This is a genomic window from Caulobacter sp. GW821-FHT09B11, assembly GCF_059418205.1.
Window position 1 is genome coordinate 127,450 of sequence record NZ_JBWKPK010000012.1, and the last position, 20,578, is coordinate 148,027.

Consider the following 20,578-nt stretch of genomic DNA (forward strand, 5'->3'; position numbering starts at 1 on the left):
GGGAAGCCGAAGCCGGAAGGTCAGGGCTCGGACGGCTTTGGGGGATGCTTGAGCGCGTGGCGGCGGGTGGAAATCTGCGAGCCCTCCATTAGAAGCGGCCCCAGGCGCCAGTATTCGGCCAGCGGCTCGGGATCGCCCGCAGGGGCGTCCCAGAGGTGGTCGCGGCGCATCTGGCCCAGAACGCCGGAAGCCTTGATCGCCTCGGGATCGATCGTTTCCCGCTGCGTCTGGTCGGGGCCGACATAGATCGCGTCGGTCGGGCAGTAGAGCTCGCACATGAAGCAGGTCTGGCACCGGTCCAGGCGCGCCACGACCGGCGGGCCGCCGGCGGCGCCGGGGTCGAAGACGTGGGTCGGGCAGGCGCTGACGCAGGCCTGGCAGCCGTTGCAGGACTCTTCGAAGATGTGGGCGATCACGCGGCGGCCTCCACGGCGGCGGAGGTTTCGTAGCGGCTCCAGACCTGGTCCAGTCCGCCGACCAGCAGGCGCCGGGCGCCGTCGGGCGACAGGTCCGGGGCGTCGTCCCGCAGATGCAGGCCGCGGGTCTCGTTTCGCGCCAGCGCCGCGTGGGTCGACCAGCGGGCGCTGGCCACCAGGGCCGCGGTTTCGCGGGCGGCGACCTGGTCGAGGCCTTCGGCCCGGCGATGGGCGGCGATCGCCGCCCAGGCCGCGTCCAGCCGCGCCAGCGAGGCTTCCAGCGTCGGACGCCGCCGCCAGAGCGCCTTGTCATAGTCCAGCATCTCGTCCTGCACGGTCCTGACGGCGTCGCGTTCGTCCACGGCCGCCACCTGGCCGCCGGGGCGAAGGCCGGCGCGGCCGGCCGCATGAACCGGCTCGCCGCTGCGTCGGCCCTCGATCCTGGCCAGGCGCGCGCCGGCGGCGCCGGCGATCTGGCCCGAGGTCAGGGCCCAGGCCGAATTGGGCGAGCCGCCGCCGCTGCTGGCCCCGACCACCAGCTCGCGGGTCGCCGCATCGCCGGCGGCGAAGAGGCCGCGCACCGTGGTCTGGCAGTCTTCGTCGATTATGCGCAGGCCGCCCGTGCCGCGGATGGTGCCTTCGCCGAACAGCCGCACCTCGAAGCGCTGGTCGAACAGGCGCACGCCCTTGCGCTGGAACGGCGCGACGGTGGCGGGCTGGATGCGGTGCAGGATCGGCCGCAGCGCGGGCGGGGCCTCGCTGAGATCGGCGAAGACGGGCCCGGCGATCATCGCCCTGGCCAGGGCGCGATGGTGGGCCTTGTCCGACAGCGGCGGCGGGATGTCGAGCTCCCGGCCCTCGGCGTCGAAGAAGCGCGAGGCGGTGTAGGGCAGGGTGCGGGTCGAGCACCAGGCGGGCGACAGGGTGTAGATGGCCGAGAATTCCATGCCGGAGAGCTCGGCCCCGGCTTCCGCCGCCATCAGGTGGCCGTCGCCGGTGTTGGTGTGGCTGCCGATCAGGCCGGAGCGGAAGGCGCAGCCGCCGCTGGCCAGGATCACCGCGGCGGCGCGGGCGGTCCAGGCGCGGCGCTCCAGCCGCGCGTAGCCGGCGGCGCCCGCCACCGAGCCGTCCTTGTGGACCAGCAGCTCCAGCGCCGGATGGTGATCGAGAACGGTCACCCCGCTGGCCAGGGCGTAGGCCCGCAGCGCGCGCAGATATTCCGGGCCGCGGACGCCGGGATAATAGGTCCGGCCGTCGCCGTCGCGGCCGAAGGCGTAGTAGGGCGCAAGCTCGGGCAGGGTGCGCCAGGTCACGTCGAGCACGCGCTCCATCCAGGCCTTTTCGGCCAGGCCATGGCTGCTGGGATAGCGCTTCTCGATCGTCGCCCGCCGCTGCTCTGGATCGGGCGGAACCCACCAGTGACCAGGGCCGGCGGTCGCGGTGACGCCGCTGGTCCCCACGAAGCCCTTGTCGACCAGGGTCACCGCCGCGCCCTGGCGGGCCGCCGAAATGGCCGCCCAGGTCGCGGCCATGCCGCCGCCGATCACCAGAACGTCCGTTTCCAGATCAAGATCGCTCATGCGTCCCCGCGTCCGCTCGACTCTCCAGGCCAAGATCGCCGCGCCGGGGAAGGCGCTGGCGAAAGCAGCGTGGGTCGAAAGCCGGGATAGGCGTTCGCCACGGCCAAGACCAACGAGGCGTTCTTATCATCTGTATTCGACGCGGTTATCGGTCGTCTGGCGGCCCCGCGTTGATCGGACCCGCTCATCAGGACGATGAGAAACTCTCCATCGTCGGGGCGGCGCGGGGCGACTACAGCATGGAGGCGGTCCTGGCCGCGATCGGGTGCCTCGCCTTTGTCTCTGTTTCAGTCTGGCCGTCCCGTCCGGTGGGCGCTGTCGATAGGATTTCTGGCCCTGGCCTATCACCGCAACCTCGGATCACGGTGAGGAACGCCCGGCGATGAGCCTGCCCGCCTTGCGTCTCTTCTGGTTCCTGCCCACGGCGGGCGACGGGCCCTATCTCGCCTCGCAAGAAGGATGGCGGCCGGCCGAGACGGGCTACATGCAGGCGATCGCCCAGGCCGCGGACCGCCTGGGGTTCGAGGGCGTGCTGCTGCCGACCGGTCCGTCGTGCCTGGACGGCTGGACGCTGGCCTCGAGCCTGGCGCCCCTGACCCGTGACCTCAAGTTCCTGGTCGCCATGCGGCCCGGCGTGATCGCGCCGGCTTTCGCCGCCCGCCAGGCCGCCGCCCTTGACCGCGTGCTGGACGGGCGGCTGCTGCTCAACATCGTCACCGGCGGCAATCCGACCGAGCTGGCCCAGGACGGCGTCCGCCTGAGCCATGGCGAGCGCTACGCCCAGACCGACGAGTTCCTGACCATCTGGCGGGCGGTGGCCAGCGGCGCGCCGATCCGCTTCGAGGGCGCGCACTACGCCGTCGAAAGCGCCGGCGGCCTGGCCTATCCCTCGATCCAGAGCCCTTATCCGCCGCTCTATTTCGGCGGCTCTTCGCCGGCCGGGGTCGAGGTCGCCGCCCGGCATGTCGATCACTATCTGACCTGGGGCGAGCCGCCGCAGGCGGTGGCCGAGAAATTCGCCCAGGTGCGGGCCGCGGCCGCCGCGCGGGGGCGCGCCGTGCGCTTTGGCCTGCGCATCCACCTGATCGTCCGCGAGACCGAGGACGAGGCCTGGGCCGCCGCCGAGCGCTTGATCAGCAAGGTCACCGACGAGGCGATCGAGGCCGCGCGCCAGCGTCACGCCCGCCGGTCCGAGTCCGAAGGGCAGCGGCGGATGAACGCGCTGCACGGCTTCCGGCGCGACGCGCTGGAGATCGCGCCCAATCTCTGGGCCGGCGTCGGCCTGATCCGGGAAGGGGCGGGGACGGCCCTGGTCGGCGACCCCGCCACGGTGGCCGCGCGATTGCGCGAGTACCAGGCGATCGGCGTCGAGACCGTGATCGCTTCGGGCTATCCGCATCTGGAGGAAGCCTACAAGGTCGCCGAGCTGCTGTTTCCGGCGCTTGGCCTCGACCGTCGGCGCCAGGCCGTCGGGCTGGTCGGTCGCGACTTCGCCAAGGACCTGGACGTAAGGGCCAGCTAGCCGCCGCCCATGCAGCCATCATTTCGGGGAAGTATCGCCGAGGTCGACGCCATCCGACCCGGCGGCGCTCTGGAACGCCCTGACATTGGCCGGCACCTCGGGCGGGATGTCGAAGGCCGTCTCGCCGATCATGCCGCCGGTTCTGTGCAGGTCCAGCGCCTGGGTCCGGCAGTTGGACGGCGTGATGCCGTAGGCGGCGCGAAAGGCCCGCCCGGCGGCCGTGTGGTTCTTGAACCCCCAGCGGCGCAGGACCGTGGCGATCCGCTCGCGCGCCAGGGACGGGTCCGACAGGTCGCGGAACACCCCGGTCAGCCGCCGTCCGAGGATGTATTTGCCGATGCCGCCGTGCGGTTCGAACATGCGGTAGAGGGTCGGGCGCGTCACGAAGAACTGGCTGGCGAGGACGGCCGGCCCGAGGTCGGGGTCGCCGATCTCCCTGTCGATGCGCCGGCAGATGGCGCGGAACTGGCTCCTGCGCATCTCAGCCCGGGTCGCCGCGCGGCTCTGGCTGTTGGCCCGCACGGCGCCGGCCAGCAGGGCCGCGGTGGCGCGGCTCCACCGCAGTCCCTGCTCGACGGTCAGGTCGGGACCCTGCAGCCACATCTCTTCCAGATGTTCGCGAACGGCGACGCCGGCCTCGCTGTCGCGGCGCAGAACCAGTCCGTGGACATCGCCCGCGTCCGCCAGCAGCGGCGCCAGCAGGTCGCGGGAGACGATGACGGACAGGTTGTCGATCCCGTCAGTGCGCAAGGCGGCCGGGCGCAACAGGTCGAGCATGCAGACGTCGCCCGGTCTCACCTCCTGCTCGGCGCCGTCCAGCGTCAGGGCGAAGCCGTGGGTCCGATAATACTGGACGTGGAAGTGGTCGACACCGGTCCGCGCGATGGTCTGCGGGCTGCGGACCATGATCGACGCCGGCGCCCTCGACGTGCCCAGCTTGATCGGGCCGTAGTCGTAGAGGGCGAAGTCCATGACATAGCCGGTGCGCACCTCGGGCGAAGGCGCCTCCAGCTCGAACATCGTCGCCAGCAGTTCGCGGCAGGCGGCGAAACTGTCGGCGTAGTCGGCGCCGATGCAGGCCGCCAGATGCGGCAGGCGATCATCCTGGACGCCGGTCGTCATACGCCGAATCCCCATGGCCGGACTGTCGGCCCAGGCCCTTCTAGCGCGGCCCGACCCCGTTTTTCGACCAGGCGTCTCAAACTAGCCAGTCCTAGGCCGGTTAGGCGCCCGTGATGCAATCCGCCATAAATTGCGTCTCAAGCCGATTGCGCGCCGGGCCGCCGGTCCTCGACGACGAAGCTAGCGAGGCTGGTCGTCGTCGCGTTCGGATCGGCCTGGTCGGAGACCGCGCGCAGGTCGACCTCCAGACGGTCGGACCGGGCGTCGAGCAGCAGATAGCCGGACCGCTCGATGTCGGCGAAGCGCAGGTGCGGATTGCGGGCGCGGGCCTCGCCGTAGCGGGCGCGCGGCGCATGGCTGGCGGCCAGGCAGGTGGTCACCAGTTCAGTGGCCACAACCGGAGTCTCCGGCCGTTCGGGCGTCGCATGCAGGTCGGCGACCAGGAAGGCGTGGATGTCGCCGCCCAGGGTCACCGGGTTGCGGACGGCCGGCTGGGTCAGGGCGCCAAGTAACCGGCGGCGGGCGGCGGGATAGCCGTCCCACTGGTCGGACATCACGCCCTCTGGCGTCTGGATCGGCGCGATCGGGGTCTGCTGGGCCAGCAGGGTCCAGCGGGCGGTCTCGCGCCTCAGGCCATCGGCCAGCCAGGTCTCCTGCGCCGGGCCGAGCATGGTGCGGTCGGGAGCCTCGAGCTCGGCGCAATCACGGCGCGGACGGTTGCCGGCCTGGCGCGGGGCGTTGCAGGCCTGGGTCGAGCGATACTGGCGGCCGTCGAGGATCGGCAAGCTGACCAGATCCCCCCAGGCCAGGCGGCGATAAAGCCTGGGCGCATCCGGCCGCGCCCACAGGCTGGGGCGCACCGGCATGTGCTCGAAATAGGCCTGGTAGGCGGCCTGGCGGCGGCGGGCGAAGACGGGCGCCTCCAGCGCCTTCAGGTTGGCCAGGTCCGCATAGTCGTTCTCGACCTCGTGGTCGTCCCAGGTGACCGCCCAGGGCAGCAGGCGATGGGCCTCGCGCAGGTCGGGGTCGGACTTGTAGAGCGCGTGGCGGCGGCGATAGCCGGCCAGGTCCATCGGCTCGGGGCCGTCGAACGACCGGACCTTGGGAAACTGGGCGTAGCTGTTCTCGTAGATGTAGTCGCCCAGCTGGACGACGAGGTCCGGCGCGGCGGCGACAAGGTCGCGATAGGCGGTGAACCAGCCGAGCTCGAAGTGCTGGCACGAGGTCGCCGCGATCCTGGCTCGCGCGGCCTGGCGCGGGGCGGTGGTCGTGCGGCCGACCGGACTGACCGCGCCCAGGGCGTGGAACCTGTACCAATAGGGCCGGCCGGGGCGCAGGCCGGCGATTTCTATGTGCACGGCGTGGGCCAGCGACGGCGACGCGGCCCGCCGGCCCTTGCGGACGATGCGGACGAAGGCCTCGTCCTCGGCGACCTCGTAGGTCACCGGCACGGAGGGCGCGTCCAGCGGCGCGCCATGGGCGCTGAGCCGGGTCCACAGCACGAAGCCGTCGAGGTTCGGATCGCCGCTGGCGACGCCGAGCGCGAAGGGATCGAGGCCCGCCCTGCGGTCCATCTCCATCCCCAGCACGGCGTCTGCGCGCGCCAGGGCCAGGGCGGCCGAGGCGGCGACCAGGCCGCGGCGGGTGAGATGGGACATGGCGGGCCTCCTTCAAGGATGGCGGGGTCGGCGTTCAGACGGGGGCGAAAACCTCGTCCTTCGACAAGCTCAGGATGAGGTTTTTCCTCCGTCCGGCGTGTACTTGGTCCTCACCCTGAGCCCGTCGAAGGGCGAGGACCATGCACGGCGTCGAGGTCGATCAACCTTACGACATCAGAAGTCGAACCGCGCGCCGACGCCCCAGGTGGCCGGTGCCCCCACGAGGCGGGCCGCGCCGTTCAGTTCGGGGAAATAGACCTCGTCGGTGATGTTCTTGCCGTAGGCATAGAGCGTCCAGTTCGACGGGGTCGCCAGCTCCATCCGCAGGTTGACCAGGGTGTAGGGCTGGGCGGTGTTGCCCGGCAGGGCGTTGAGGCGGTTGCTCTCCTCGCCGTGATGGGTGACGCCCAGGCGGCTGCGCAGGTTCCAGCCGCCGTCCAGGAACAGCACGTGGTTGAGGGCCAGGGTGGCCGAGACGTCCGGCGCGCCCGGCAGCGGGTCGCCGACCGTCGCCAGCACGTCGGCCACGCGGTTGGAGCTGAACGACAGCACCTCGGTGTCGAGCCAGGTGGCGTTGGCGTCCAGTTGCAGGCTCTGGCGCTCGCTGCGCAGGACCTGGACGTTGAGGCCGACCTCGACGCCCTCGCTGCTGGCCTTGCCGACATTGGCCCGGCCGTTGGTGTCGTTGGCCAGGCGCGTGGTGGCCTGCAGCTCGCTGAACCGATAGCGGAAGGCGTCGAGCGACAGGCGCACGCGGCCGGTGGTCCAGCGCAGGCCGGCCTCGTAGGCCTTCACGGTCTCGGAGGCGAAAGGCTTGGTCTCGGCGACGGTGAAGATCGAGGTGCCGTCGAAGCCGCCGCCGCGATAGCCGGTGCCGGCCGAGACGAAGACGTTGAGGTCGTCGGTGACGTCGTACTTGGCGGTCAGGCGGCCCGAGACGTTGTCGTCGTTGAAGGTCTCGTCCCAGGCGAAGTTGGCGGTGGTGGCGAAGGTGGTCGTGAAAGTGCTGATGCCCCACGGATTGCGGTCGACGTTCTTGCCCTTGTAGTCGGCGTCGTCGCGCGTGTAGCGCAGGCCCGCCGAAATCTGCAGGCGCTCGATCGGCCGGTAGTCGACCTGGCCGAACAGGGCCAGGCTGGACCGCTGCTGCTTGTGCAGGTTGTCGTAGACCGTCAGGGCCGTGTAGCTGATCCAGTTGGTGTCGAACTCGACCTCGTCGGTGACGTAGAAGGCGCCGGCGATCCAGTCGACCTTGCCGCCGGTGTCGTCGGCCAGGCGCAGTTCCAGCGAGGCCTGGCTCAGCTTCTCGTCGGCGTCGAAATACGAGGCCGGGTAGGGAGAGCCGTCGCCGTTGCCCTGGATCGACCGCGTCGAGCCCTGCCAGCCGCCGACGGCGGTGAAGTTCAGGTTCTCCTTCACGCGATGGGCCAGGGTGGCCGAGCCGCCATAGATGTCGATGCTCTGGGTCGGATAGCCGGTCGAATAGAACTCGTAGGGGTCGGCGTTCTCGCCGGCGTTGGCGATGGTGGCGTCCTGGCTGCGGGCGATGCGGTCGTACTGGCGGGTGTCGCCGCGGTCGCGGCTGCCGAACAGCTTGATGGTCAGGTCGGTCTCGGGGGCGAGGGCCAGGTCGATGGTGGCGCGGGCGGCGAACAGGTCCTTGTCGCCGAAGCCTTCGCGGCGGCCGGGATCGGTCAGGGCCGGAACCTGGGTCTGGACCACGCCGCGCACCGAGGGCCGGTAGCCGGCCAGCGTGCCGGCCCCGGCGCCGGTCATGAACCCGCCGCCGTTCTGGGCCAGCACGGCGATGCGGACGCCGAGATTGTCGCTGACCGGACCGCCGGCCGAGGCCTCGAACTCGGTGTAGTCGTAGCTGCCGTATTCGACGCGGGCCGAGCCCTCGAACTCCTTGCCAGGGCCGCGGGTGATGGCGTTGATCACGCCGGCGGTGGTGTTGCGGCCGTACAGCGTGCCTTGCGGTCCCTTCAGCACCTCGACGCGGTCGAGGTCGAACAACGGCATGCCGAGATAGGCGTTGGAGGTCTGGTAGACGCCGTCGACGTGCAGCGCGACGGACGGATTGCCGTTGGGCTTGTAGTCGTCGGCCCCGCCGATGCCGCGGATGCTGATCAGGCCGTAGTTGGTGCCGCCGAAGGCGTAGTTCACCGACAGGCCGGCCACCTCGTCGACCAGGTCGGTGACGCTGGTGATGCCGCGCCGCGAGGCGTCGGCGCCTTCGACCACGGCGACGGCCATCGGCACGTCCTGGATGGCGGCCGAGCGCTTCTGGGCGGTGACGACCACCTCTTCCAGCTGGCTGACCTCGGCGCGCTCTTCGACGGCGGCGGTGATGGTGTAGGTGCGCTCGCCGGTGGCGACGGCCTTCAGGCCGGTGCCGGCCAGCAGGCGCTCCAGCGCCTCGGCGGGGGTGCGGGCGCCGGCCACCGCCGCGCCGCGCTTGCCGCGCACCAGGGCGGGCGCATAGAGCAGCTGGACGTCGGCCTGGCGGGCCAGGGCGGGCAGGGCCAGTTCCAGCGGCTGGCTTTGCAGGCTCAGCGCCGCGACGCCGCTCGCCTGGGCCAGGGCCGGCGTGGCCAGGCCCGACGCCAGGCCAAGCGCGGCGACCGCGCCGCAGGCCAGCAGGTTGCGTCGAAGCGCGCGTGAAGTGAAGCTCGTCATGACTATGGTCCCAAACAGCCGCCGGCCCCTGACCGATCGACTCCAGGAACCGCCGCCGTGACCGAAGCCTCATCCCGTCGTGAAAATTTCACGCAGCGAACGGCGGTCTCTAGGCCGGGGTGGCCGCGGCGATCGACCAGGTCGAGGCCCCGACCTGGCGCACGCTTAGACCGAAGGCGGCCTGCATGGCCTGGGCGAATTCGCGCGCGCCGTCATAGCGGAACGACCCTGAGATGCGGATCGACCCCAGCTCCGGCTGAGCCAGCACCAACTGGTCGCGGGAGTAGCGATTGAAGGCGGCGACCACGTCGTCGAGCGCCTCGTCGTTGAACACCAGCCGCCCGGTGCGCCACGCCGTCAGCCCCTCGGCGTTCGACGCCGTCGTGATGGCGGGAGCCTGGGCCGGACCGGAGACCATCTGGCCGGCGCGGATCGCCAGCGGCCGCCCGCCGCCCGTCTCGGCGGCGACCTGCAAGGCGCCTTCCTCCAGCAGGATCTGCGCCCGCTCGCCGTCGAGCGAGACCTGGAAGCGCCCGCCGGCGCAGTCGGCCACCTGCTCGCCCGCGATCAGCCTGAACGGCTTGCCCTGGCGGATCTCGAAATAGGCCTGGCCCTCGTCCAGCCGCGCGGCGCGCTTGGAGCCGCCATAGCCGACCCGCAGCTTCGACAGCGGCGCCAGGGTGACGCGCGAGCCGTCGGGCAACGAGGTCGTCAGCCGCTCGCCGGGACCGGTGCGGATGGTGGCTTGAGCCGCGCCGGCCATCATCAGGCCGATTCCTCCGGCGAAAGCCGCAGCCGTCGCGCCGCCGGCCATGCCCAGGATCGCCCGCCGGCTGGGCCCCGACGCCTTGCGCAGGGCGGTCGAGCGCATGCGCAGCAGCTCGCGGTCGCCGCCGGCTTCGCCAAGCGCTTCCCAGCTCTGTTCCAGCTCGCCGAAGGCCCGGGCGTTGTCGGCCTCGCCCAACCAGTCGGCGAAGGCGCGCTGCTCGTCGAGCGACAGCCGGCCGCCCTCGACCTTGGCGAACCAGTGGGCCGAGGCGTCCGAGGCTTCAGGGCGTTTGGGGGATTTGGGAGAGCCGGCCATCAGACCTCCTCCCGCAGGGCGTCGCGCAGCACGATCATGGCGCGGGCCAGGTGCTTTTCCACGGCGCTGACCGAGATCCGCAGGCGGGCGGCGATCTCGGCGTGGGTCATGTCCTCGAACCGTCGCAGGATGACGATCGTCCGGGCGCGCGGCGGCAGCGCCTTCAGGGCGGTGCGCAGTCGCGCCAGGTTCTGGCGTCCGCCGACCACCTGCTCGGCGCCCGGCAGGTCGTCGGCCGGGTCCAGCGTGTGGAGATCGACGGGGCCGCCCTCGGGCCGCGCCCGGTCGCGGCGCGCCTTGTCGCGCAGCAGGTTGGCGGCCGCCTCGAAGACGTAGCCGTCGACATTTTCCAGCGCCATCAGACCCCGGCGGCGCAGCAGCCGCAGGAACAGGTCCTGGACCAGTTCCTCGGCGTCGAGCCGCGAGCCGGTGCGGCGGGCGAAGTAGCTGAGCAGCGGCGCGCGCAGGCGGCGGGTCAGGGCCTCGAAGCGCTCGGCGCCGTCGACGTCGCCGGGGTCTCGAACCGCACCGCCGTCATAGAGGGGCAATGGCATGGGCGGCCCATGCCATCGGGCGACGACAGCCGTGTGACATCCGCGCGGCCTCGCTCGCGGGCGCCGATCCCCACGTGATCGTCGGGGCGCGAACTGGCGCATATCTGTCACACTGATTGCGAGCGTTTCAGTTTGGCAACTTTAAATTGACTTGCGGTAATCTGTGATGTGGGGTGCGGTCACGCTTCTAACAGATCGTCCTTGATGGCAGCGGCCCCTTGTGGGGGTGGCGGGACGGCTCGCGGAGCGAGGAGTCGCGTGCGATGGCGTTTCGTGTGGCTTTGCGTTTGTCGGAAGGTCGTGGCGTGCGAGTGGGGCGTGTTCGCGTCCTTGCCGTGATTTCGTTTTTGACGGTCCTCGGCGCGGCCGCGGGAACAGCGCATGCCGAGCCGCGGGGCTATCGCGCGGTGCTCGATGGCGACGCCAACTGCCGGGAAATACGGCGGCGCGTGAACGCCGCCGACTACGAGAGCATGCACAGGTGGAAAGCCGTGCCTGTGTCGGCCTGGAAGACGTTCGAGAAGGCGAACCCCTTTTCGGACATCGAGATCTACGGCGAATACAAAACGAAGAGCCCGATCGACGGCCATGTTTCGATCGGCCGCCTGAATTCATCGGCTGGCGCGCGCGGCGGGACGACAATCGTCCTCCGGAGCGATGACGGCGTCTTCTATCCTCTGAGAAAGGGATCCGCCGTCAAAGAGGCGGCGGGATCGAAATTCGTTCCCGATCTGACCGGCGAACTGCTTTGCAAGGAGTGCGTATCCCGCGCTTCGGACCGCATAGAGCAGGACGTCTGGTTCGTTTCCGATGTCGCGTACCACGCGTATGTCGAGAAGCGTCGCGGAATTATTGCAACCTACAAAGTGAATCTGGATGGATGGTCTTCAGGGGCGACGTCATCGACGCCGTCTTGCTTGTTCCGTCGCTGATCAACTTAAAAACTTCTACGTCATGTCTGTGGCTCCAACGGCGAGATCATAATGTCCGTCTATAAAACCCACAAGATTTCCCAGGCCTCGTACGACGCCCAGCTGCAGGCGCTGATCAAGGCCAAGGAAGGCATCAAGACGCGGATCAGCGCGTCCCATGGGACGACGATGATCGATGTCGGCTACGGCTATGACCTGTCGAGCCGGCGCAACAACGCCCAATCGATCATCAATGACTTCACCAACCCCAATGTCGGCATCACGCTGACCCAGGCCCAGAGGCAGGCGATCCTGAACTGGGGGGCGGGGACGATCTCGACGCCGCAACTCCTGGCCGCCCTCAATCCGGCGAGCGGCGATTTCATGACGGCGGCGCAGGCCTCGGCGCTGCTGACCATCACGCTTCCGGACTACGAAGCCAAGTTCATGGCCAAGATCCAGGCCACGGACACCAAGTACAACCTCGGCGGCGCGCTCGTCACCGAGTTCACCGGCGGGTCGCTGGAGAAGATCCAGCTCATCAGCAAGGTCTACAACGCCGGCACCATCTATGCGTCCCTGGCCAAGCCGCTCTCGACCAACGACGTGGCCGAGTTCGCCGTGCAGATGGCCTGGATGTACTCTTCGGTCCACGACGGCAACGCCAAGGCCTACAGCGCCGGCCTGCAGATCAGGTTCCAGCAGTCGGCCGAGGAGATCATCGCCGCGCGCCTGAGCGATCCGGCCATCTATCCGAACGGCGCCACGGCCGCCGACCGCGCCGCCATGGCGACGGCGCTCATCTCGCGCATCATCGCCAACTCGAAGCTGATCAGCGCCGGCATCAACGGCATGATCCGCGACAAGCACAGCACGCAAGGGACGATCAATCAGGTCCAGAACGACTTCCAGGACTTCGTGAACGGCCTGGTCAACGACCTGGGCGGCGGCTTCCAGCTCACGTCGACGCGCGGCGTTCTCAGCCTCGTGATTCCCGCCGGCGGCAGCTCGCGCACCGTGTCGCAGTGGGCCAACCTGCTGGGCGTCAGCGAGACCGCCCTGGAGATCGCCAACCCCGCCCTGTTCCACGGCGATGTCCTGGGCGTGGGAAGCTACAAGATCCCGGACGTGACCCAGCGCACGACGGCCGCGCGCATGGACCAGATGGTCGCGGCCGATCCGACCCAGGCCCCGGCGAACCGCCAGCAGTTCAACACGCTGCAGGCCGCGGCCGTGGCCAGCTTCAAGACCAAGCCGCCGCCGAAGTGTTTCGCCGCCGGCACCCTGGTGCTGATGGCCGACGGTTCGGAGCGGGCGATCGAGACGCTCCAGGTCGGCGACCTGGTCATGGCCTTCGACGGCCTGGGGCCCCTCGAGCCGCGCCGGATCGAGAAGCTGCATCGCAACGTGACGGACCGCTTCTTCCGCCTGGGGGCGAAGACGCTGATCACGCCCGGCCACTACGTGCTCACCGACGACGGCAGCTTCCACAAGATCGAGGACGTGGTCAGCCAGGGGCGGCGGCTGGTGAACGCCGAGGGGCGCGCGATCACGTTCGACTGGGAGGTGCTGGAGGCCGTGGAGCTGCGCTCGGGCACGAGCGGCGCGCCGGTCCATCGCGAGCAGTGGGAAACGTTCAACCTCACCATCGAAGGGCTGCACACCTACGTCGCCGACGGCCTGCGCGTTCACAACGACTCCGTCGACGACCTTATGGGCCTGCTGGGCGCGACGATCACCGATCCGGGCGAGTACGATCCGGCGACCGGCGTCTATTCGAACGTCCGCGGCGTCACCGGCGACGGCGTCGTCATCATCATGAACGCGGTCGACGTCAATTTCGACGGCAATACCGACGCCCTGTCCTACACCGCCGTCTACAAGGACGGCACGCGGCAGATCTTCAAGCTGAAGGGCAGCGTCGACGACTATGGCGGCAAGTCCATTGACCTGTCGGCCGACTACAACTGGAAGCTCGTCTATCCGGTGCAGATGTCGGCGATCCTGTCCAACATCGGCTCCTCGATCGGCAACCTGATCGGCAACGGCGATCCCCTGGCCTCGGTCGGCGCGTCCAGCCTGCTGTCCAGCGTCGGCTCCACCTTGGGCTCGCTGCTCGACCGCTCGCTGACCCTGGATCTCTCCAAGGGGCTGATCGAGAATATCAGCACGGTGGCGGGCAACATCTCGGCCAACCTGGGCCAGGCCTTCCGCTCCTCGGCGATCGGCAGCGTGAGCAGCGCGCTCTCGCTGGAACTGGGCAGCGTGCTGGGTCTCAGCGGCTTTGGCGGGGACCTCTTCCAGGTCACGGGTTCGACGGTCATCGGAACCCTGCTGAACAACGCCTACGACCTGGCCACCCATGTCTCGGGCGCCAATCTGTTCAACGGCTTCTCGACCACCGACCTCTGGGGCAACGCCGCCAGCCTGGACGCCACCAAGGTCGATCCGAAGGCCTGGCAGGGCGGGGCGCTGGCCTCGGCGATCGGCTCCTATCTGGGGTCGAAGCTCGGCTCGATGATCGTCAGTCCCCAGACCCAGGCCGGGGTGGCGCTTTCCTCGATCGGGTCCTCGCTCGGCGCCTACATGTTCAGCGCGGCGGGGGCGAGCGCGGCCGGGGCGGTGGGAACCTGGGCGGCCAGCCTGGCCGCGTCGCTGGGCCATCTGGGCGACTTCGTGGTGCCCGGACTGGGGTCGCTGATCGGCTTCGTTCTCGGGGCGCTGATCGGCAACCTGTTCGGCAAGAAGAAGCCGAAGATACCGACGGCCTCGGCCGAGACCACCCTGCAGGCCCCCCTGGCCCGCTACGAACTCGGCACCATCACCGTCGCCAACAACGGCAATCGCGACCTGGTGGTCTCGATGGCCACCGGCGCGCGCGACGCGCTCAACAGCCTGATCGGACTGGTCAACTACGCCAGCGGTCCCCTCTACGTCTCCAACCTGAACGGCGCGGCCTCGAACCAGACCTACGGCCACACCGGCAACCAGATCTACGTGAAGATCAACGGCGTCAGCACCAACTTCTCATCGGCCGACCAGGCCGTGGACTTCGGGGTGCTGAGGGCCATCAAGACCACGCAGATCGTCGGCGGCAACATCATGATGAAGCGGGTCTTCGCCCGCAGCAACGCCCAGAGCCTGCAGGCTCTGGCCGGCGACATCCAGACGGCGACCGACTATGTCGACTACCTGTCCAACAAGGTCGCGATCAACGGCGCGATCGCGGCGGCGCCGAACTCGGCGTTCGCGGCCGGCTATCTTCTGACCCTGGCGCGCGTGGACGAGCTGGGGCTGAACAAGTTCACCAATTCCGACTTCTACGGCGGCCTGCGCGGGTTCCTCGACAGCTTCGACCTCAAGGGCCACGGCGTGGCCTACGAGAACGTCCGCATGTTCGCCGTCGGCGACGGGGCGGAAATCCAGGTGCGCAAGGCCGGCAGCGACCTGTTCTCGATCCTGCCGCAGGCCAAGGACGGCCCCGGCGACAACGAGGTGCTCAATGCGCGGTTCGGCGACGGGCTGGCCGGATGGGACATGGCGACCTACCAGGTCGGCAATCCGCAGCGCGGGGTGAACCTCAACGCCGACTGGTCGGGCGCCGGCAACGACGTCTTCTGGATGCACATGCCGGGAGCGCCGGCGGCCGGCTCGATCATCGACGTGCGCTCGGCGGCGATGGTTTCCGTCGCGGGCGCGGTCTACGAGGGCTCGGTCAAGGCCGCGCAGCATCGGGGCACGTCCCAGATGTACATGGAGTTCTACGACGCCAACATGAACCTGCTGAGCGTGGCGTTCATGGGCGGCTCGGGCCTGGAAAGCGGCGCCTGGCACGGCGAACTGGCCAACTTCAACACCCTCAGCGGAACAGCCACGGCGCCGGCCGGCACGGCCTTCAGGCGCATGGTTCTGCGGCTGGTGGCGACCGCGGGCGGGACCGATCCGTTCGGCTTCTTCACCCAGCCGACCTCGCGCTACGTCGGCGCCGCCACGTCCACGTGGACGGCCCCGGGCGAGGTGGTCAACATCGACGACCTGTCGCTGATCGGCTACACGCTGACCACGCCCGGCAACACGACGACCGGCAACGACTTCGTCGACCAGCGCCTGGCGGTCGGCGGCGTAACCATCGACGACACCCATTCGGTCTGGGTCGAGCAGTATGACTACTACTGGAACGGCTGGGACTACGAACAGGTCGACAATTCCTACTGGTCGACCGGCGACGGCGGCGACGACATCTTCGTCGGCGGCCAGGGCGGCGATGCGCTTTACGGCCGCAGCGGCTGGGACTGGCTGGATGGTCGCGGCGGCAACGACTATCTCGACGGCGGCGATGGCAATGACACCCTGATCGGGCGTGACGGCGACGACACCCTGATCGGCGGCGCGGGCGACGACTACCTGTCCGGCGGCGCGGGCAACGACGGCCTGGGCGGCGGCGCGGGCAACGACATCCTGGCCGATGACCAGGGCTCGGAAGTCCTGCAGGGCAACGACGGCGACGACACCTTCCTGATCGCCGAGGACGCCACCTTCAACTGGTTCTGGGGCGGCGACGGCGACTTCAACAGCGACCCGTACGGCAAGGACACCATCAGCGCCGAGCGCCTGACCTTCGGCGTGGCGTTCGACCTCGACTTCCGTCCGGCCGACTGGAACGGCCACCCCGACTACTACGCGGGCAACGCAGCCACGCGCGCCGCCATCGTCACCAACGCCGCCACCGGCGCCTGGGTGACGAGCGAGGGCCTGCTCAGCATCGAGAACGCCACGGGCTCGAACTACGCCGACCGCCTCTACGGCACGGGCGGCAACAACGTGCTCAAGGGCCTGGACGGCGACGACCAGCTCTACGGCCGCGAAGGCGACGACATCCTCGAGGGCGGCGCGGGCGCCGACCTGCTGGTCGGCGGCGGCTACTACGACACCGCCAGCTACGAAGGCTCGTCGGAGGGGGTCTATGTCGATCTTTCCACGGGCGAGCTGTTCGGCGGCGACGCCGAGGGCGACACCTTGCAGGAGATCGAGAACCTGCGTGGCTCGCAGAACGGGGACCAGCTGAAGGGCAACTTCTTCCACAACCGTCTGGAAGGCCTGGGCGGCGACGACTGGTTCGTGGCCACCAACGGCGAGGACGCCTATGTCGGCGGCGAAGGCTTCGACTTCGTCGACTACTCCGAAGGCTTCGCCGCCGGGACCTCGACCTACCAGACCTGGGTCGAGGACGGCTACTGGGAGTACGACGACTGGAACTACCAGTACAACTGGATCGTCACCGGCGGCCACTACGAGACCACCACGACCACGCTTGCGGCCCTGAGCATCAATCTGGGCGGTGGTTACGGCCAGGTGCGGGGCGTTGACGGGACGGTGTCCAACCACAGCTACATCGGCGTCGAGGGCGTGATCGGCACGGCCTATGCCGACACGATCGGCGGCGGCGCGGCCGACGAGGTCTTCGTCGGCGGCCAGGGCAACGACTACCTCTACGGCGGAGGCGGGGCCGACACCTACATCATGTATCGCGGCGACGGCGCCGACACGATCGTCGAGGACAACACCGGCTGGAACACGCTGTCGTTCGGCGGCGACATCAAGTTCTCGGAGCTGTGGTTCGGCACGGCGGGCGGGGTCAACGGCTGGCTTGACGTCGGCGTGCGGGGCGACAGCGCCCAGGTGCGCATCGGCGGCAATTTCGCCACCCGCAACAACACCAAGATCAAGTCGCTGGCCAGCGAGGACGGCGGGGCGCTGGACCTGGGGTCCGTCGACTTCGGCCGCGGCGGCTCTGACGGCGCCGACACGATCAACGGCACCAACAGCTATTACGACCTGATCCTGGCCTACAACGGCGACGACTACATCACCGGCTCGGGCTCGGCCTGGGAGGACAAGGGCAACGTCATCATCGGCGGCCTGGGCAACGACACCATCGTCACCTCGGGCGGCGACGACCAGTTCGCCTACGACCGCGGCGACGGCGTCGACACGATCATCGACGCCGGCGGCGAGGACGCCCTGGTGTTCGGCTCGACCATCGCGGCCGAGGACGTGATCTTCGAGGTGGTCGGCGGCGATCTCTATGTCGGCGCGCGTGACGTCGTGAACACCACGATGACGGCCTCGCAGGTCGCCGATCGGGTGAGGATCCAGGGCGGCGGCTACAAGACCGTGGTCGTGGACGGCTATTCGAACACGGTGATGTACGAGAGCCTGAACACGGTCGAGTACGTGCTGGCCGGCGGCACCTCGATCGATCTGCGCAAGCTCGACATCGCCTGGACGGAGAACATTGTCTACAACTACGACTATGGCTACCCGATCGCGCTGGATCTTGACGGCGACGGGCTGAACCTGTCGGCGGTGGACAGCTCCGAGGTGGTGGTCAGGACGGCCGGCGGCGGGATCTCGCGGATCGGCTGGGTGGGTCCGACCGACGGCTTCCTGGCCGTGGACCGCGACGGCGACGGGGCGATCAACAAGCTGTCGGAACTGTCGTTCGTGCAGGACAAGCCGGGCGCGACCAGCGACCTGGAAGGCCTGCGCACCTGGGACAGCAACGGCGATGGCTTGCTCGACAGGAACGACAAGGACTTCGCCAGGATCCTGCTGTTCGTCGACGCCAACCAGAACGGCCGCTCGACCGCCAGGGAGCTGCGCACGCTGGAACAGGCCGGCATCGTGGCCATCAACCTGGGCGGCGTCGCCACCGGCCAGACCCGCGAGCTGACCACCGAGAGCTTCGTGCAGAACACGATCAGCTTCGTGTGGGCCGACGGCCGCACGGGCGAGGGCTATGACGTGGCCCTGGCGCGGCGGGTGCTGGGCAGCGACGGCCTCTATGCCGGCGCGTACCAGGCCGAGTGGGGCGCGGCCGACGAGGACGGCGAGCTTGGCCGCCTGTCCAACGATCCCAAGACCTTGGCAAAGGCCGCGCGGATCAAGGCCAAGAAGGGCCTGCTGGACGCGATCGGGGCCAGCTACGAGGAGGTCAAGGCCGCCGCCCAGCTGGACTTCAGCGACAACGACCGGGTCGACGCCTCGATCGCCAAACGCTGGAAGAAGATGAGCGCCTCGGAGCAGGCCGGCTGGCTGACCGGCCAGGAGACGACCGGCAAGGTGCGGCTGATCTCGGCCGAGCAGGCCGTGGCCAACGACTTCAACGCCGCGGCCAAGGCGCGCCGGGACGTGGTCGACCAGGCCTACGCCCAGGCGGGCCAGACGGTGAGCGCCACGGGCCTGGGCCAAGCCGGCGGCGGGCAGGGGGCTTCGGCCGCCGCCTCTGGCCTGGGGGTGAGCTTCGGGGCCCCGTCCCTGGGCCTGTCGCTGGCCGGCGGCGAGCCGCTGGACACCGGCCCCGCCTATGGCGGCGCCGGCCAGGCCTCCAGCGCCTGGTGGCGCCAGGAGAGCGGTTCGGACCTGCTGGGCGGCGGCTCGCTGGCCTCGCGGCTGGCGGCGATGGATGCGGCTCCCGGCCTGGGTTCGGGCCTGGGCCTGGCGGCTTCCGGCGCGCTCGACCCGGCGCTGATCCAGAACCAGGCCCTGCTGCGCCAGGCCATGGCCGGCTTCGGCGGCCAGGCCGGCGGCGGCGCGGCCGTCTGGACCCGCGACGGCGCCGCCCGCGACCTGCCGCTGGCCGCCTCGGCCGGCCTCAAGGCCGCAGCGTCCCAGCTTATGACCGCCTAGGGTCCAATAGGCGCTGGCGGGCACGTTGCTGACTTCAAGGCTTCTGGAAGGAAGCCTTGAAGATGGCAGGCAGGTTCAGTGGCTTGAAGATGTGGAGCGGGCTCGGATCGCGCCGCTGCTTCCGTGCGTCCTCGCGCTTGACGAACGTCTCGCCTATATAGCGGCCCTTCCGGGCTCTTTAAGAGCTTCGTCAACCTGGCCATTTTCGTGTGCTCTACGTGTGCAGTCAGCGATCGTAGCGGGACGAAAGGGTCGGATCGGGTCGTAGAATAGGCGGGTGGTCTGGTGACCCAACACGTTGAAACTGAAGAAAAAGAACAGCAATTCAAAGCGCATAGATTCTCCGTTGCGCCCATGATGGACTGGAGCGACCGGCACTGTCGGTCGCTGCATCGGGTGCTGTCGTCGCGGACGCTGCTCTATTCGGAGATGGTCACCACCGGCGCCGTGCTGCACGGCGATCGCGAGCGGCTGCTGGGCTATTCGAGCGACCAGCATCCCGTGGCCCTGCAACTGGGCGGCTCCGAGCCCGTCGATCTGGCCGCCGCCGCCCGCATCGGCGAGGACTACGGCTACGACGAGATCAACCTCAATGTCGGCTGCCCGTCCGATCGCGTGCAGAGCGGGCGGTTCGGGGCCTGCCTGATGCGCGAACCCGACCTGGTGGCCGAGTGCATGGCGGCCATGGCCGACGCCGTGAAGGTTCCCGTCACGGTCAAGTGCCGCATCGGCGTCGACGACCAGGATCCGGAGGAGGCGTTGTTCACGCTCGTGGACAAGTGCGTCGCCGCCGGCGTCACCAGCTTCGTCGTCCATGCCCGAAAGGCCTGGCTGCAGGGCCTGTCGCCCAAGGAAAACCGCGACGTCCCGCCGCTCGACTACCCGCTGGTCTATCGGCTCAAACGCGAGCGCCCGAACCTGTTCATCGCCATCAACGGCGGCGTGCCGGGCGTCGACGCGGCGCTGGAGCACCTCAAGCACGTCGACAGCGTTATGCTGGGCCGCGCGGCCTATCACGAGGCGGGCCTGCTGGGCGCCGTCGACCGCCGCGTCTACGGCCTGGACGTTCCCGACGTTTCGCCGTTCGAGGCCGTCGAGCGCTACCGCCCCTATATCGAGCGCAGCCTGGCCGAGGGCTGGCGCCTGGCCGGGATCACCCGCCACATGCTGGGCCTGTTCCACGGCCTGCCGGGGGCGCGCGCCTGGCGACGGATCCTCACCGTCGAGGGCGTCGCCGAGGGGGCGGGGATCGCCGTCGTCGACAAGGCCCTGGACGCGGTCCGCCGGGCGGTGGACGAGCGCGAGACCCGCGCCGCCCACGTCGCGGTCGAGTCCGCCGCAGGCTGAGCCTTAGGAACTGTCG

At 69.4% G+C, this 20,578-nt stretch carries 11 protein-coding genes; 4 read left to right on the forward strand and 7 right to left on the reverse strand.

Features of this window, described 5'->3' with window-relative positions; translation table 11 throughout:
• Nucleotides 1-20: 20 nt before the first annotated feature.
• Both AC07N1_RS11295 and AC07N1_RS11300 read right to left on the reverse strand, forming a co-directional pair.
• The gene (locus AC07N1_RS11295) at nucleotides 21-416 is read right to left on the reverse strand and encodes a 4Fe-4S dicluster domain-containing protein (RefSeq protein ID WP_494671897.1); all 396 of its coding nucleotides are present in this window, start codon (nucleotides 414-416) and stop codon (nucleotides 21-23) included.
• The gene (locus AC07N1_RS11300; protein ID WP_494671898.1) at nucleotides 413-1,996 is read right to left on the reverse strand and encodes an FAD-binding protein; all 1,584 of its coding nucleotides are present in this window, start codon (nucleotides 1,994-1,996) and stop codon (nucleotides 413-415) included. Before AC07N1_RS11300 ends, AC07N1_RS11295 begins: the two co-directional genes overlap by 4 nt.
• Before the next feature lie 382 nt (nucleotides 1,997-2,378).
• Between AC07N1_RS11300 and ssuD the strand changes: the two genes are divergently transcribed.
• Nucleotides 2,379-3,518 carry an FMNH2-dependent alkanesulfonate monooxygenase gene (ssuD, locus tag AC07N1_RS11305; protein ID WP_494671899.1) on the forward strand — a complete coding sequence of 380 codons (1,140 nt, stop codon included), beginning with the start codon at nucleotides 2,379-2,381 and terminating at the stop codon, nucleotides 3,516-3,518.
• Between the two features lie 18 nt (nucleotides 3,519-3,536).
• Here the strand turns inward: ssuD and AC07N1_RS11310 are convergent, their stop codons facing one another.
• The 5 genes from AC07N1_RS11310 to AC07N1_RS11330 all read right to left on the reverse strand — a co-directional run bounded on the left by AC07N1_RS11310 (nucleotide 3,537) and on the right by AC07N1_RS11330 (nucleotide 10,615).
• Nucleotides 3,537-4,640, reverse strand: a complete 1,104-nt coding sequence (locus AC07N1_RS11310; RefSeq protein ID WP_494671900.1) for an AraC-like ligand-binding domain-containing protein — start codon at nucleotides 4,638-4,640, stop codon at nucleotides 3,537-3,539.
• Between the two features lie 137 nt (nucleotides 4,641-4,777).
• Complete coding sequence (locus AC07N1_RS11315; protein WP_494671901.1) at nucleotides 4,778-6,298, reverse strand: alkaline phosphatase D family protein; 1,521 nt, start codon at nucleotides 6,296-6,298, stop codon at nucleotides 4,778-4,780.
• Nucleotides 6,299-6,472: 174 nt separating this feature from the next.
• The gene (locus AC07N1_RS11320) at nucleotides 6,473-8,977 is read right to left on the reverse strand and encodes a TonB-dependent receptor (RefSeq protein WP_494671902.1); all 2,505 of its coding nucleotides are present in this window, start codon (nucleotides 8,975-8,977) and stop codon (nucleotides 6,473-6,475) included.
• 109 nt (nucleotides 8,978-9,086) lie between these two features.
• Nucleotides 9,087-10,061, reverse strand: coding sequence for a FecR family protein (locus tag AC07N1_RS11325; protein ID WP_494671903.1), 975 nt, complete (start codon nucleotides 10,059-10,061; stop codon nucleotides 9,087-9,089).
• Nucleotides 10,061-10,615, reverse strand: a complete 555-nt coding sequence (locus AC07N1_RS11330; protein ID WP_494671904.1) for an RNA polymerase sigma factor — start codon at nucleotides 10,613-10,615, stop codon at nucleotides 10,061-10,063. Before AC07N1_RS11330 ends, AC07N1_RS11325 begins: the two co-directional genes overlap by 1 nt.
• A 263-nt stretch (nucleotides 10,616-10,878) precedes the next feature.
• Between AC07N1_RS11330 and AC07N1_RS11335 the strand changes: the two genes are divergently transcribed.
• From AC07N1_RS11335 to dusA, 3 genes are all read left to right on the forward strand, one after another.
• Nucleotides 10,879-11,547 (forward strand): hypothetical protein, encoded by a 669-nt coding sequence (locus AC07N1_RS11335; RefSeq protein ID WP_494671905.1) that lies wholly within the window; start codon nucleotides 10,879-10,881, stop codon nucleotides 11,545-11,547.
• A 51-nt stretch (nucleotides 11,548-11,598) separates the two neighbouring features.
• Nucleotides 11,599-19,215: an SPM autocatalytic domain-containing protein gene (locus AC07N1_RS11340; RefSeq protein ID WP_494671906.1), complete on the forward strand. Its 7,617-nt coding sequence runs from the start codon at nucleotides 11,599-11,601 to the stop codon at nucleotides 19,213-19,215.
• 285 nt (nucleotides 19,216-19,500) lie between these two features.
• The gene (gene dusA / locus AC07N1_RS11345; protein WP_494671907.1) at nucleotides 19,501-20,562 is read left to right on the forward strand and encodes a tRNA dihydrouridine(20/20a) synthase DusA; all 1,062 of its coding nucleotides are present in this window, start codon (nucleotides 19,501-19,503) and stop codon (nucleotides 20,560-20,562) included.
• Nucleotides 20,563-20,578: the final 16 nt, after the last annotated feature.